The organism is Streptomyces sp. NPDC001339, assembly GCF_042895955.1.
GTDB lineage: Bacteria > Actinomycetota > Actinomycetes > Streptomycetales > Streptomycetaceae > Streptomyces.
Window position 1 is genome coordinate 350,172 of record NZ_JBIAWT010000004.1, and the last position, 14,408, is coordinate 364,579.

Genomic DNA, 14,408 nt, shown 5'->3' on the forward strand with positions numbered 1-14,408 from the left:
TGGTCCATTCGGCAAAGTGTTGACTCCAGCGTTTCAGTTGCCACTGCTCACGGGTGCGCTCGGTCAGTACTTCCAGTGTGGTGCCGACCAGGATGATCAGGAAAACCACCCTGAGCGGCGTGACGAGCAGGATGTTCAGCAACCGTGCGCCGTCGCCGTACGGGACGATGTCGCCATAGCCCGTGGTGGAGAGCGTGACCGTCGCGTAGTAGAAGCAGTCGAGGAGATCGACCTTCCCGTCGGCGTTGTCGTGGTACTCGTCGCGGTCGATCCAGACGATGAGGACCGTCGCGAGCAGAACCAGCAGCGCCATCAGCAGCCGTCGGCCGACCTGCCGCAGCGGCCCCTTGGGGGCCCGGCGCGGCAGCAGCACCCGGTGGGAGCGGTCCTCCGGCACCTCGCGTGCCGCGGCGTCATGGGACGGGAGCTTCACGCGAGCCCTCCGGTGGGTTCATACCGGGTCCCGGGGTCGGTCCAGCCCATCGACTGCCCCGCCGACCAGGGGAGTTCCAGCATCTCAAGCTCGGCACCGGCGTCCGCGCCGCCGGGCGGGACGACGGCGAGCGCATCGGCCGCGGCGATTCCGCGCAGCATGGCGGGCCCGTGGAACCGCAGCGGCGCCGCGATCAGGCCGTGCCGTTCGTCGTCGCGGTAGGCCACCGGAACGAGCCGGGTGTCCTGCGGATGCCCGCGGACGGCGGCGGCCAGCGGCGTACGGAAGGGGGCCGCCGGGCCGCGAGCCGCGAGCGTACGGAGCAGCGGCTCGGCGAGCGTGCACATCCCGGAGACGGCGGCCAGAGGATTGCCGGGCAGGCCGACGAGATGCCGGCGCGGGGCGAGCCGGGCGAGCAGCATGGGGTGCCCGGGGCGTACCGCCACGCCGTCCACCAGCACCTGCGCACCCAGGCGGCGCAAGGTGGGGTGCACATGGTCGACCGGACCCGACGCGGTGCCCCCGGTGGTGATCACCACTTCGGCGGTGGAGTCCGCGAGGGCCGCGTACAACGTGTCGGCGTCGTCGGCGAGACGGCGCGGGGCGGACGCCTCGACGCCCAGCGCACGCAGCCAGGGGCCGAGCATCGGGCCCAGCGCATCCCGGATCCGGCCCTCCCGGGGCAGCCCGCGGTCCAGCAACTCATCGCCCAGAACGAGCACTTCGGCCCGCGGCCGGGGATGGACGGACAGCTCGTCGTAACCGGACGCGGCGGCCAGGCCGAGCACGGCCGGGGTCACCAGGACGCCGGCCGGCAAGAGGTGGTCACCGCGCCGGCACTCCTGGCCGCGAGGGCGGATGTCCTGGCCGGGCGGGGCGGGCCGCGGGGCGTGCAGCCGCCGCCCGCCGTCGCTCAGCACCCGGACCTCGCCGCGCTCGCTGCGCAGCACGGCGGTGGCACCGGCCGGGATGCGCGCACCGGTCGCGATCGGGATCGCATGACCGTCGGGGAGCGCCTCGGTGGGGGCGTGACCGGCGAGGATGCCGGGGGACTCAGCGGCCGCCGGCGCGTCGGCGGGGTGGTCGAGACGCCAGGGCCCGGGACCGGCGACCGCCCAGCCGTCCATCGCCGAGGTGTCGAACGACGGCAGATCGGTGAGCGCGGTGAGCGGCGCGGCGAGCGTCCGGCCGAGCGCCTCGCCCAGCGCCTCGGTCACGGGCGGGGGCGGGCCGGGTACGGCCTGCTCGGCGATGCGGCGAGCGGTCGGCCAGGGGACGGCGACGGGGTGGGTGCCGGGGTCCGTGGGCCCTTGGGGGGCGGCGAAGTGGCACGGGACGCCGGGCCCGGAGGGGGCGGGGCCGGGCAGGGCGTGGCCGTCCGGGGTGGCACCGGACGCGGCGTGGTCATCCGGGAGGGATGATCCGGCCGCACGGTCGGCGGGCGGCCGACCGCCACCACCGCCGGTGGCCCGTACGTCGGCCGGTACGGCATCACGGGCCGGCACGGCATCGCGGGCGTGATTGACCAGCGCCAGCGCATCGGCGAAGGGATCGTCCGGCAGACCGGCCTCGTCCTGTGCCGCGCTCATCGGGTCCCCGGACGGTCCGTCGAGCCGGCGGAACGGTCCGTCCGGCTCCCCGAACAGCCCGTCCGGCTCCCCGGACGGCCTGTTGAGCTCTCCGGACGGTCCGTCGACCTGTCCGTCGGTCATTCGGCGGGCTTCACTTCGCCGCCCGTGCCGCCACCGGAACCGGCGGCACCCGCGGACTCCGCCGCCTCCGCGGCCCAGCGGTTGGCCAGCGCCGCGGCCCGGTCCGCCAGCTCCTTGACGTCCCGGCCCTGCCGTCCCGCCGCATAGCCGATCAGGAAGGTCGTCAGCGGCGCGGCGGGACGCGTCACCCCGTGCGCCGCGTCCCGTGCGACATCGAGAAGCGCCGCCGTGTCGACATCGAGCTCGATGCCCAGTTCGGCCTTGACTGCGGTGATCCATTCGTCCAACACGTGTCCATGCTCCCTGATCCGGGCACGTGCCGCGCTGACGTCCTCCCAGGTGTCGCAGTCGAAGGAGTCCGCGGAGACGGCGTCCGGGACCCGCTCGAGCCGCAACCCGGCCAATACGGCGCGCAGCGGCAGACCGGTCAGCGTGCCGCGGGCGGCCCGTACGCGGGCCAGTTCGCGGCGCAGCGCGGCGGCCCGGTAGGCGGCCACCAGCGGCTGGTCCCGCCCGGAGGCGTCCTGGAGCATCGCACCGTCACGGGCCGCGGTGCGCACCGCCGTCTCCAGAAGGTTCCGTACCGTCGTGACGGTCAGGAACGGCAGATCGGCGGAGAGGACGAGCACCGTCGGGGCGGTGGTGTGCCGGATACCGGCGTCGAGCGCGGCGAGCGGGCCACCGCCGGGCGGGTCCTCCAGGGCGTGCACGACGGCACGGGCGGCCGGGCGCCCGGGGCCGACAACGACCGTGATCGCCGCATCGGGGCAGGCGGCGAGCACCCGGTCCAGCAGGGGGCGGCCGCCGACGGAGAGGGCGGGTTTGTCCGCCCCGCCGAGCCGCCGGGCCGCGCCCCCTGCCAGGACGATGGCGTCATGAACGATGGCGTCATGGTCGGTGTACTCGCTCACCCCTTGAGTATCACCGGCCGCCGGACCTGCTGTCACAGTCCTCGCACGTCAGGTCGGCCGCGCAGCAAGGGTCCTCACGGCAAGGATCACAGACCTCGCAGCAGGAGCGCGGGCCGCTCCACGCAGTCGGCCACGTACCGCAGGAAGCCGCCGGCGGTACCACCGTCACACACCCGGTGATCGAAGGTGAGCGAGAGCTGGACGACCTGGCGGACGGCCAACTCCCCTCCGTATACCCAAGGTTTGGCGGCTATCCGGCCGATGCCGAGCATCGCCGCCTCGGGGTGGTTGATGATCGGCGTGGATCCGTCGACACCGAAAACGCCGTAGTTGTTGAGGGTGAAGGTGCCGTGCGTCAGCTCGGCCAGGGACAGTCCGCCCGACCTGGCGGCGTCCGTGAGCCGGGCGATCTCGGCGGACAGCCCCTCGACCGTACGGGCCTGCGCATCCCGTACGACCGGCACCACCAAGCCGCGGTCGGTCTGCGCCGCGAAGCCCAGATGGACGGCGGGCAGCCGGACGATCTCCTGGGTCGCGGTGTCGACGGTCGCGTTGAGCTGGGGGTATCGCGTCAGCGCTGCCGTGGCGATCCGGGCCAGCAGTGCGAGCAGCGACACCTTGGGAGCGCCCGGGATGTTCATCGCCTCACGGGCGGCGAGGAGTTCGGTGGCATCGGCGTCCACCCAGCAGGTCGCCTCCGGGATCTCCCGGCGGCTCCGGCTGAACTTCTCAGCCGCCGCACCGAGCATCCCTTTGAGCGGAATGCGCTCCTCACCGGGCACGGCACCGGGCCCGGCGGGCGTCGAGGTACCGGCACCGACGCGCTCATGCTCCTGGCGTGCCCGGATCGCGGACTCGACATCCCTGCGGAGAATCAGCCCATCCCGCCCGGACCCCGTCAACTCCCTTAGATCCACACCGTTCTCACGTGCCATCCGGCGCACCAGCGGGGAGATGACGGCGACCGTCCGCCTGGCGGCGACCGCACCGGCGCCGTCCGTCGTCTCACCGACCACGACCGAACCGACCGCAGCGGAACCGACCACGGCGGAACCAACCATGCCGGAACCGACCACGCCGGAACCGCCTGTCGTGGGCCCCACGCCGCCGCCGGGCCGGATCCGTCGCCGCCGCGCCGCCGCCGCGCCCGTGCCGTACCCGACGAGCACGTTCCCGGATCCGGAATCCCCCGTATCCGGCCCGCCCACCGGGTCCGCCGGGTCCTCCACGGCAGGCGCGCCCACCGCGACCGTCACCAAGGGGGAGCCCACGGGGACCTCGTCCCCCTCCTCACCGAAGCGGGCGGTCACCACGCCGCCGTACGGGCAGGGCACCTCCACCATCGCCTTGGCGGTCTCGACCTCCACCACCGGCTGGTCGATGGCCACGACCTGACCGACCTCGACCAGCCACTGCACGATCGTCGCCTCGGTGAGCCCCTCCCCCAGGTCGGGCAGGGTGAATTCGCGGACCACAGCCATCACTCACCACGCCCCTCGGCCCACTCCGACTCCCACTGGAGGCGGGCGACGGTGTCCAGAATCCGGTCCACGCCGGGCAGATGGTGCCGCTCCAGCATCGGCGGCGGATACGGGATGTCGAAACCGGCGACGCGCAGCACCGGCGCCTCCAGGTGGTGGAAGCAGCGCTCGGTGATCCGTGCGGCGATCTCCCCTCCCGGACCGCCGAAGCCACTGGACTCATGGACGATCACGGCCCGTCCGGTGCGCCGCACCGACGCGCAGACGGTTTCGTCGTCGAACGGCACCAGGGAGCGCAGATCGACCACTTCCAGGTCCCAGCCCTCGGCGCGCGCGGCCTCGGCGGCTTCCAGACAGGCCGGGAGCGACGGGCCGTAGGTGATCAGCGTGGCGCTGCTGCCGCGGCGCCGGACCATCGCCCGCCCCAGGGGCGCGACCGGCGTGGGCGCGTCGGGAGACCAGTCGGCCTTGGACCAGTAGAGCCGCTTGGGCTCCAGGAAGACGACCGGGTCGTCGGTGGCGATGGCGGCCCTCAGCAGCCCGTACGCGTCCTCGACGGTCGCCGGGGTGACGATCTGGAGTCCCGGGGTGGCCAGGTAGTACGCCTCGGAGGAGTCGCTGTGGTGCTCGACGCCGCCGATCCCGCCCCCGTAGGGGATCCGGATGGTCAGCGGCATCGGCACTGCGCCCCGGGTGCGGTTGCGCATCCGGGAGACGTGACTGACCAGCTGCTCGAACGCCGGGTAGGCGAATGCGTCGAACTGCATCTCGACGACCGGCCGCAGCCCGTACATCGCCATGCCGACGGCGGTGCCCAGGATGCCGGCCTCGGCCAGTGCGGTGTCCGTACAGCGGTCCTCGCCGAACTCCCTGGCCAGGCCGTCGGTGACCCGGAACACGCCGCCCAGGGTGCCGACGTCCTCGCCCATGACATGGACGGACGGGTCCTCGGCCATGGCGTCGTGCAGCGCGCGGGTCAGCGCCTGCGCCATCGTGGCGGGCTTGCGCGCGGTCGCCGGAGCGGTGGTCGTCATGGCCTGGCCTCCTCGGCGGGCCCGGCGGTGCCCGCGGTGTCCTCGGTGTGTCCGGCGGCCTCGGCATCCAGCTCGGCGCGCAACTGTGCGGCCTGGGCGCGCAGTTGACCGGTCTGCTCGGCGAATACGTGGTCGAACAGGTCCATCGGGTCCAGCTCCGGGTCGGCGTTCAGCCCGTCCCGCAGGTCGGCCGCCAGCTGCTCGGCGCTCTCCCGGGTGGCGGCGACGAATGCGTCGGTCAGCAGCTGACGTGCCGCCATCTCCCGCTCCAGCAGGGCTATCGGGTCGTGCGCCCGCCAGGTCTCGACCTCGGCGTCGCTGCGGTAGCGGGTGGCGTCATCGGCGTTGGTGTGCGCCTCGATGCGGTAGGTGACGGCCTCGATCAGGGTGGGGCCGCCGCCGTCGCGGGCGCGCCGCACGGCCTCGGTGAGGACCTCGTGCATCGCGGGCGCGTCGTTGCCGTCCACCAGGCGGCCCGGCATGCCGTATCCGACCGCCTTGTGGGCGAGGGACGGCGCGGCGGTCTGCTTGGCCAGCGGGACGGAGATCGCGAAGCCGTTGTTCTGGACGAGGAAGACGACCGGGGCCTGCCAGAGCGCCGCGAAGTTCAGCGCCTCATGGAAGTCGCCCTCGCTCGTGCCGCCGTCGCCCACCATGGCCAGTGCGACCACGTCGTCGCCCTTGAGGCGGGCGGCGTGCGCCAGGCCCACGGCGTGCGGGAGCTGGGTGGCGAGCGGGGTGCACAGCGGGGCGACACGGTACTCGTGCGGGTCGTAGCCGTTGTGCCAGTCGCCGCGCAGGAGGGTGAGCGCCGCTACCGGGCCGAGGCCACGGACGACGGCGGCGAGGGTGTCGCGGTAGCTGGGGAAGAGCCAGTCGCGGTCCTCGAGGGCCAGCGCGGCGGCGACCTGGCAGGCCTCCTGTCCGGTGGAGGAGGGGTAGACCGCCAGCCGTCCCTGCCGGGTCAGAGCCGTGGCCTGCGCGTTGTAGCGGCGGCCACGCACCAGCTGGGCGTACAGCCGGGTCAGCAGCCCGGAGTCGATCCGGGCCGCGGCGTCCGTCCCCAGGACGCGGTACGGCGCCGAGTCCGGCAGGAGGGGCGCGGGATCGACGCGCGGCCGCCATGCGGGCGGCGGGCCGGCCAGGCTGCTCTTGTTCCTGCTGCTGCCGGGCTGCTCAAGGACCGTCATGTCGAGCACCTCCTCGTAAGGGAAGGGGTGGCGCGATGGCGCCTCAGATGGGTGGCGGGCGGACGGCGGGTGGGCAGGATGGAATCGGTCGGGGCGGGTGCGCCCTTCCCTACCGATTGTTCGGTCGCTGATGCATTTTGGCTACAGGCGGGTCAAGCCTGTGGACAAACGGTTCTCCACAGCTTGAGATGAAGACAGGGCGTCCACCAAGGGGAGGCGGGACCATATGCCGGACGAACAGATGGCCAACTCCGTCGGACAGTCATCTGCCGCACCGCCGCCCTCACCACCCGCACGCCCGCTGGACAACATCGACCGCGCGATCCTGCGCATGCTGCAGACCGACGGCCGGGCCTCGATACGCTCCGTCGCCGAGCGGGTGCACGTGTCGCGCGCCAACGCCTACGCCCGGATCAACCGCTTGCTGGACGACGGGGTGATCCGCGGCTTCAGCGCCCTCATCGACCAGGAGCGCGCAGGTCAGGGCGCCTCCGCGTACATCACCCTGAAGATCGTCCAGAACTCCTGGCGCACCGTCCGCACCCAGCTCACGGCGCTGCCCGGGGCCGCCCACATCGCTCTGGTCAGCGGCGATTTCGATGTCCTGCTCCTGGTACACGCCAAGGACAACCGGGAACTACGGGAGCTGGTCCTCACCCGCATCCAGTCCATCCCGGAGGTCCTCAGCACCCGCACCCTCCTGGTCTTCGAGGAGACCGACCTGGGTCCCGAGGGGGAGCAGCCCGGATAGGAACCCCGGACAGGAACCCCGCACCCGGCCGCCCGGTCAGGCCTTCCGCAGCCCCGCGAACGCCGTGCGGACCACGGCCTCGGCGACCTCATCGCGGCTTGCGGCGCCGCCCCGGCCCGGCCGGTACCACTCCACAATCGAGTTGATCATGCCGAACAGCAGCCGGGTGGCGAGCCGGACGTCCACATCGTCCCGTAGGTCACCGTCGGCGGCGGCCCGTTTCAGCAGATCGGCGACCCGGTGGTCGAACTCCCGCCGGCGCTCCATCGCCCACCGCTCGGTGTCCGTATTGCCACGCACCCGCAACAGCAGCGTCACGTAGGGGAGTTCGTCCATCAGGACCTCGGCCACGCGCCTGGTGACGTGCTCCAGCCGCTCGATCGCCCTCCCCTGGAGTGCGCCCGGCTCGTCCAGCACGCCGAAGAGTCCGTCCAGGGCGCGGCTTATGGCCCGGCGGAGCAGCTCTTCCTTGCTGCGCACATGGTGGTAGATCGACGATTTCGAGATACCGGCCGCCTTGGAGAGGTGCTCCATGGACGTGCCGTCGTAGCCGCGCTCGTTGAACACCTCGACGGAGACCGCGAGCAGCGAATCGGGCGTATAGGTGTCGCGCTTGGCCATGGTCATGATTAGAGCACCCATTCCTCGAGGTCCGCACGGCGCCGCAGGGCCCAGGACGGTGCGTAGCGTCCGCCCGCGTTGTGGTGGTACATCGAATCCAGCAGGTCCCACACCCATTGGGCACCGAGTCGCTCGGCCCACTCCAGGGGGCCTCCGGGGTAGTTCACGCCCAGCCGCATGGCCGTGTCGATGTCCTCGGGCGTCGCCACCCCGCGGGCCGCGGCGTCCACGGCGAAGTCGACGATCATCGCGATCGTCCGGGCGACGATCATCCCCGGCACGTCCTCGATCACGCTGACGTGTTTGCCCAGCGCCTGGAACAGCCCGACGGCCTCCGCGAGGTCCGCCTCGGAGCAGGACTGCGAGGCGGCGAGGGCGATGCGGGCGGCGGCCCGGTAGTCGAGCGAGAGGTCGAAGCGGATGTACCGGTCGTAGACGATGCTCGTCGCCGGGTAGCCGTGGGTCAGCGCCAGGCACGCCCCTCCGGGGAGCCTGATGAAGCCCTCCGACTCCCCTGGTGTGCGGTCACGGGTGATCTTGATGCCCGCCTCTTCGACCATCTCGCGGAGCACCGCTGCCGGCCCGGGCAGCGCGGCGTGCACGGCGACCGCCTCCGGGGCGGGCCGGGGCCCCTCGGTACGCGGCTCGGGCAGAGCGGCGCCCTCGGAGTAGTCGAACCAGCCGCGCCCCGTCTTGCGGCCGTGCAGCCCCGATTCCACCAGTCGCCGCTGCGCCAGAGAGGGCGCGAACTTCGGGTCCTGGAAGAAGGCCTGCCACACGGAGTGCGTGACCGCCTCGTTCACGTCCTGCCCGATGAGGTCGGTCAGTTCGAACGGCCCCATCTTGAAGCCGGCGCCCTCACGCAGCACCGCGTCGATGGTGGCCGGATCGGCGACCCGCTCCTCGTAGGCGCGCAGCGCTTCCGCGTAGAACGGGCGGGCGATGCGGTTGACGAGGAAGCCGGGGGTGTCGGCGCAGCGCACCGGCTTCTTGCCCCAGGCCCCCGCGGTCTCGTACGCGGCGGTGGCGGCCGCCTCGTCGGTGGCGAAGCCGCTGACCACCTCGACCAGCGGGAGCAGCGGCGCGGGGTTGAAGAAGTGCATGCCCACGCAGCGGCCGGGACGGCGCAGCCGGCCGGCGACGGCGGTCACGGACAGCGAGGAGGTGTTGGTGGCCAGGAGGCAGCCGTCCGCCACGATGTCCTCCAGGGCGGCGAACAGCTCCTGTTTGGCGGGCAGTTGCTCCAGGATCGCCTCGATGACGAGCGCCGCGTCGGCCAGTTCCGCGAGGGAGGTGGCGGGGGAGAGGCGCTCACCGGCGGCAGCACGGTCATGCGCGGGGATCCGGCCTTTTTCCACGAGCCGGTCGAGTCGCCGCATGATCGCCCCGGCGGCCTCTTCCGCGCGCCCGGGGGCGCTGTCGTAGAGCCGTACGCGATGGCCGGCCACCAGCGCCACCTGCGCGATGCCCTGTCCCATGGTGCCGGTGCCCACCACTGCCACGGTGCTGTTGGTCCCGATTGCCGTCATGCGAGCTGATCCTCTCCGACCGACTTTTCCACAGGGCGGCCGGGCCCCCTTGCCCCGACCGATCGTTCGGTTACTCTAGCTCCGTCGACGTTTCCGCACCCAGCTTTGTCCACCAGCCTTACTCACCGACTCTCCATCCACTCTCCGCGCAGCTCGACGAGGAGTTGGTCATCGATGGCCGCCGAAATGACCGCAGCGCAGTTGATCGAGAAGCACCGCCCGACCCTCGATCAGGCGCTGGAGGCGATCCGCACCCGCGCGTACTGGTCCCCGCACCCCGAGCATCCGAAGGCGTACGGCGAGAGCGCCGCGTCCGACGGCCTGGCCGCGTTCGAGGCGCTGCACGGCAAGCGCTTCGAGCTCGACCAGCCCGGCACGGACGACTGGACGGGGCAGGAAGTCTCGCCCTACGGGCCGGAGTTGGGCATCAGCTACCCGCATCCGGATGTCGATGTGCTGCTGCCGGCGATGCGCGCCACGCTCCCCGTCTGGCGGGACGCAGGCCCCGAGGTGCGCGCGGCGGTGTGCCTGGAGATCCTCGCCCGGATCAGCGCCCGCACCCATGAGTTCGCGCAGGCCGTGATGCACACCAGCGGGCAGGCCTTCATGATGGCGTTCCAGGCGGGCGGGCCGCACGCCCAGGACCGCGGCATGGAGGCGGTGGCGTACGCGTACGCCGAGCAGGTCCGCGTCCCCGAGCAGGCGGCCTGGTCCAAGCCGCAGGGCAAGCGCGAGCCGCTGGAGCTGGCCAAGAGCTTCACGGCCGTGCCGCGCGGCGTCGCCCTGGTGATCGGCTGCAACACCTTCCCGACATGGAACGGCTACCCGGGCCTGTTCGCCTCCCTGGCCACCGGCAACCCGGTGCTGGTCAAGCCGCATCCGCGGGCCGTCCTGCCGCTGGCGCTCACCGTCAAGGTGGCCCGTGAGGTGCTCGACGACGCCGGTTTCCCCGCCGACCTGGTGTGCCTGGCCGTGGACAAGCCCGACGAAGGCCTGGCCAAGACCCTGGCCGTGCGCCCCGAGATCCGGGTCATCGACTACACCGGCTCGACCGCCTTCGGCGACTGGCTGGAGACGCACGCCCGGCAGGCGCAGGTCTACACCGAGAAGGCCGGCGTCAACACCGTCGTCATCGAATCCACCGATGACTACAAGGGCATGCTGAGCAACCTCGCCTTCTCGCTGTCGCTGTACAGCGGCCAGATGTGCACCACCCCGCAGAATCTGCTGATCCCCCGCGAGGGCATCGCCACGGACGCCGGACCGAAGTCGTACGACGAGGTGGTCAGCGATCTCGCCGGCGCGGTGAGCGGCCTGCTGGGCGATGACGCACGGGCCAACGCCCTGCTGGGCGCGATCGTCAATCCACAGGTCGAGGAGCGGATCGCAACCGCCGGCCGGCTGGGCGAGGTGGCGCTGGCCTCCCGTGAGGTGACCCACCCCGACTTCCCGGGGGCGACGGTCCGTACACCGGTGATCGTCAAGCTGGACGGCGCCAAGCCGGACTCCGAGGCGGCGTATCTGTCGGAGTGCTTCGGCCCGGTGTCGTTCGCGGTGGCCGTCGACTCCGCGGCCGACGCCGTGGATCTGCTGCGGCGCACGGTCCGTGAGAAGGGCGCCATGACGGTCGGCGCGTACACCACCTCGCCCGAGGTCGAGCAGCTGGTGGAGCAGGCCTGCCTGGAGGAGTGCGCCCAGCTGTCGCTGAATCTGACCGGCGGGGTCTATGTGAACCAGACCGCCGCCTTCTCGGACTTCCATGGCTCGGGCGGCAATCCGGCGGCCAACGCGGTGCTGTGCGACAGCGCGTTCGTCGCGAACCGCTTCCGGACGGTGGAGGTGCGGCGACCGGCGTAGCGCAGAGCAGAAGGGGGGGACACCGGGCCCGGGGTGCGCTACCCGGGCCCGCGGCCCCTTACAGACAGACCAACGAACGGACCAACGGACGGACCAGGGGTCCGTCGGACAGCGCTCAGACGGCGCCCGGCTCGTCGATCCGGGCATGGCGGCCGATCCAGGCGTGCATCGCGATGGCGGCCGCGGCGCCCGCGTTGATGGAGCGGGTCGAGCCGAACTGCGCGATCGAGCAGACCATCGAGGCATGCCGGCGCGCCTCCTCGGTCAGCCCCGGCCCCTCCTGGCCGAAGAGCAGCACACAGCGGCGCGGCAGCTCGGTCGTCTCCAGCGGCACGGAGCCGGGGAGATTGTCGATCCCGATGATCGGCAGTCCCTCGGCCACGGCCCAGGCCGTGAGATCGGCGGTGTCCGGGTGGTGGCGGAGGTGCTGGTAGCGGTCGGTGACCATCGCGCCGCGGCGGTTCCAGCGGCGCTGCCCGACGATATGGACTTCCCTGGCCAGGAACGCGTTCGCGGTCCGGACGACCGAGCCGATGTTGAAGTCATGGCTCCAGTTCTCGACGGCCACATGGAAATCGTGCCGGCGGGTGTCGAGGTCGGCGACGATCGCCTCGCGCGTCCAGTAGCGGTAGCGGTCGACGACATTGCGGCGGTCGCCGTGCGCGAGCAGCTCGGGGTCGTAACGGTCGCCCTGGGGCCAGGGCTCCGGGTGCGGACCGACACCGATCCGGGGCCCGTAGCCCTCGTCGTACTGGAGGGCCTCGGCGGGGACGGTTTTCTCACTGCTCACCCCACGAGCGTATGGCCCCCGCCGCCGTGCTCGGTATGGACCTCCGGCCCACCGCCTGCCGACCGGTCCGCCGGCCCCGGTGTGCCGCGGCGCGGAAACAGCCGTTCGCGCAGGCCGGAGAGGCGTGCGGAGAGCCAGGTGAGGAAGTTGGTCGGCAGGAAGACCGCGTCCGCGGTGATCATCGCGAGCGAGAAGAACGGCAGCCCCAGCAGGAACGCGATCGAGAGGTGCTCGCAGATCATCACGACCAGCAGCACGTTCTTCAGGCGGCGGTTGAAGACCGTGAACGGGAAGGCGACCTGGGCGATCACCGTGCCGTAGGTGATCAGCATGATCACCAGGCCGCTGCCGGTGAGCAGCTGGGACAGCGCGGGCCACGGCGAGAAGTAGTCCAGGTGCATCGGGTAGTAGACGGCGGTGCCGTCCTGCCAGCGGCTTCCCTGGATCTTGTACCAGCCGGCCGTGGCGTAGATCAGGCAGACCTCGACCACGATCACCAGCAGTGCGCCGTTGTGGGCGAGCTTGGCGAGGGTGTCCAGGACGGTGCGCGGCTCCCCGGGGGCGTACCGCCGCACCACCCACCACAGGCCGTGCGCCAGCCACAGGCCCCACAGGGCGAGGCTCCAGCCGATGTGCGGGAACGGGCCGTTCTCGAACCAGCGCAGGCCGTAGGCGCCGTTCAGCTGCGCGACCGCCAGCCCGAGGCCGAGCACGGCCCACAGCACGATGCCGGTCGGATCCCGGGGCGACGGAACCCCCTCGGCGGGCTCCCGGCGCCGGGCGCGGCGGGCGTCGAGCGACCAGACCTGCCCGCACCGGGTCAGCACGAGGTACATCGACATCAGGTGGATGACGTTGTCGCCGCCGTCCCCCACGAAGACGCTGCGGTTCTGCAGCGAGATCACACCGAGCATGAAGAGCACCGACATGGTGCGGGTGTGCCAGCCCACCATCAGCGCCGCGGCGGCCGCGATCGCCAGGACGTAGACGAACTCGAACCAGCCGCGCCCGTCGGACCAGACCAGCACGGAGAAGGCGTGGTTGCCGTCCAGCAGCCCGCGCGCCATGTCCAGGCTCCAGGGGCCGTCGGGACCGTAGAGGGTCCGGCGGTGGGGCCACTCGCGCAGGAGGAAGAACAGCCAGGTGGCCGCGAAGCCGATCCGGATCACGGCGGTCTGGTACGGGGCCAGCGCCCGGCCGGTGAGGTGCGCGAACCCGCGACCCAGGGCGCGCTCGATCCGGGTCTCCCGGTAGGCATCGGCGGGAGGCGTCGGTGACGTCACTGGTTCTTCGCCCCCTCGGGCAGGTCGGCTGCGGTGACCGGCCACCACGACGTCACGCGGTATGCGGGCTTGTCACTGATCTTCTCGGAGCTCCACGGCGGCGGGCTGACCGCCGTGGTCTGCGAACGGGCCTGGATCTGCTCGACCCGGGCGCCGCCCCTGGTCCACTCCGCACCCATCCGGAGCATCACGATCCGCCGGAGGTAGCGCTCGGACAGCTCGCCGCGTGTGCCGATCGGCCGGTTCTGCGCGTCATGGCTGCCGCGGAAGAGCTCCCAGCCGCGGCGCAGCTGGTTCTGCTGGGTGTGGCTGGGCATCGGGTTGTGGCGTATCGCCCTGCCGTCGCGTGCGGTCAGATCGGTCCAGCCGGTGGTCCGCATGGCGCCGTCCTTGGTCCGCACCTGGGCGCGGACCTGCACGGCGATGTTCTGCTGGAGCGGGTTGGGTGCGAACAGCTTCCAGTTCTGTTCGTACTCGGGGTAGACGTAGTCGCTGATCAGGGCGCCCTGCTGCTTGCTGAGCGTGTTCGACGGCGCCACGTGCAGGAACATCATCGCCAGATGTATCGCGGCGACGATAGCGACGGCACAGGCCGCCACGCCTATGACGATCCGCGAGGGCAGCGAGAGCGCGGCCAGTGGTCGCGTTCCGTCCCCGTATGACTCCATTCCCGCCCCGTTCCCAGATTCCGTGCGGTCGGCTCCGCTCCGGAACCGTACCTATGCCACCGCATCAGGCACACCCTCCCCCAACTTATCCACAGGCTTGACACCCGCGGTCCCACCCACTCACCATTGAACCGAACGATCGGTCGGT

At 71.8% G+C, this 14,408-nt stretch carries 12 protein-coding genes and 1 pseudogene; 2 read left to right on the forward strand and 11 right to left on the reverse strand.

Annotated features, from left to right (window positions below):
• Window position 1: 1 nt before the first annotated feature.
• The 6 genes and pseudogenes from ACFY12_RS13800 to pdhA form a co-directional block, all read right to left on the reverse strand.
• Window positions 2–433, reverse strand: a pseudogene (locus ACFY12_RS13800) (potassium channel family protein); the annotation flags it as partial.
• Window positions 430–2,145, reverse strand: coding sequence for a molybdopterin-binding protein (locus ACFY12_RS13805; RefSeq protein WP_390715988.1), 1,716 nt, complete (start codon window positions 2,143–2,145; stop codon window positions 430–432). The pseudogene ACFY12_RS13800 and the gene ACFY12_RS13805, both read right to left, overlap by 4 nt.
• Window positions 2,142–3,056 (reverse strand): NTP transferase domain-containing protein, encoded by a 915-nt coding sequence (locus ACFY12_RS13810; RefSeq protein ID WP_390715989.1) that lies wholly within the window; start codon window positions 3,054–3,056, stop codon window positions 2,142–2,144. Before ACFY12_RS13810 ends, ACFY12_RS13805 begins: the two co-directional genes overlap by 4 nt.
• Window positions 3,057–3,142: 86 nt before the next feature.
• Window positions 3,143–4,537, reverse strand: coding sequence for a dihydrolipoamide acetyltransferase family protein (locus tag ACFY12_RS13815; protein WP_390715990.1), 1,395 nt, complete (start codon window positions 4,535–4,537; stop codon window positions 3,143–3,145).
• Window positions 4,537–5,571, reverse strand: coding sequence for an alpha-ketoacid dehydrogenase subunit beta (locus tag ACFY12_RS13820; RefSeq protein ID WP_390715991.1), 1,035 nt, complete (start codon window positions 5,569–5,571; stop codon window positions 4,537–4,539). Before ACFY12_RS13820 ends, ACFY12_RS13815 begins: the two co-directional genes overlap by 1 nt.
• Window positions 5,568–6,761 (reverse strand): pyruvate dehydrogenase (acetyl-transferring) E1 component subunit alpha, encoded by a 1,194-nt coding sequence (pdhA, locus tag ACFY12_RS13825; RefSeq protein ID WP_390715992.1) that lies wholly within the window; start codon window positions 6,759–6,761, stop codon window positions 5,568–5,570. Before pdhA ends, ACFY12_RS13820 begins: the two co-directional genes overlap by 4 nt.
• 226 nt (window positions 6,762–6,987) lie before the next feature.
• Here pdhA and ACFY12_RS13830 point away from each other — a divergent pair, with 226 nt between their 5' ends.
• On the forward strand, window positions 6,988–7,512 hold the full coding sequence (locus tag ACFY12_RS13830; protein WP_390715993.1) for an Lrp/AsnC family transcriptional regulator: 525 nt from the start codon (window positions 6,988–6,990) through the stop codon (window positions 7,510–7,512).
• A 36-nt stretch (window positions 7,513–7,548) separates the two neighbouring features.
• Here the strand turns inward: ACFY12_RS13830 and ACFY12_RS13835 are convergent, their stop codons facing one another.
• Window positions 7,549–8,139 carry a TetR/AcrR family transcriptional regulator gene (locus ACFY12_RS13835; RefSeq protein ID WP_390715994.1) on the reverse strand — a complete coding sequence of 197 codons (591 nt, stop codon included), beginning with the start codon at window positions 8,137–8,139 and terminating at the stop codon, window positions 7,549–7,551.
• A gap of 2 nt (window positions 8,140–8,141) precedes the next feature.
• The gene (locus tag ACFY12_RS13840) at window positions 8,142–9,662 is read right to left on the reverse strand and encodes a 3-hydroxyacyl-CoA dehydrogenase (RefSeq protein WP_390715995.1); all 1,521 of its coding nucleotides are present in this window, start codon (window positions 9,660–9,662) and stop codon (window positions 8,142–8,144) included.
• Between the two features lie 174 nt (window positions 9,663–9,836).
• Here ACFY12_RS13840 and paaN point away from each other — a divergent pair, with 174 nt between their 5' ends.
• On the forward strand, window positions 9,837–11,519 hold the full coding sequence (gene paaN, locus ACFY12_RS13845) for a phenylacetic acid degradation protein PaaN (RefSeq protein ID WP_390715996.1): 1,683 nt from the start codon (window positions 9,837–9,839) through the stop codon (window positions 11,517–11,519).
• Between the two features lie 115 nt (window positions 11,520–11,634).
• On the opposite strand, the gene ACFY12_RS13850 is transcribed toward paaN, so the two are convergent.
• Genes ACFY12_RS13850 through ACFY12_RS13860 form a run of 3 tightly spaced genes read right to left on the reverse strand, consistent with a single transcriptional unit; the run spans window position 11,635 to window position 14,260 of the window.
• The gene (locus ACFY12_RS13850; RefSeq protein ID WP_390715997.1) at window positions 11,635–12,309 is read right to left on the reverse strand and encodes a TrmH family RNA methyltransferase; all 675 of its coding nucleotides are present in this window, start codon (window positions 12,307–12,309) and stop codon (window positions 11,635–11,637) included.
• Window positions 12,306–13,592, reverse strand: coding sequence for an HTTM domain-containing protein (locus ACFY12_RS13855; protein WP_390715998.1), 1,287 nt, complete (start codon window positions 13,590–13,592; stop codon window positions 12,306–12,308). The genes ACFY12_RS13850 and ACFY12_RS13855 overlap by 4 nt, the downstream gene beginning before the upstream one ends.
• The gene (locus ACFY12_RS13860; protein ID WP_390715999.1) at window positions 13,589–14,260 is read right to left on the reverse strand and encodes a DUF5819 family protein; all 672 of its coding nucleotides are present in this window, start codon (window positions 14,258–14,260) and stop codon (window positions 13,589–13,591) included. The genes ACFY12_RS13855 and ACFY12_RS13860 overlap by 4 nt, the downstream gene beginning before the upstream one ends.
• Window positions 14,261–14,408: the final 148 nt, after the last annotated feature.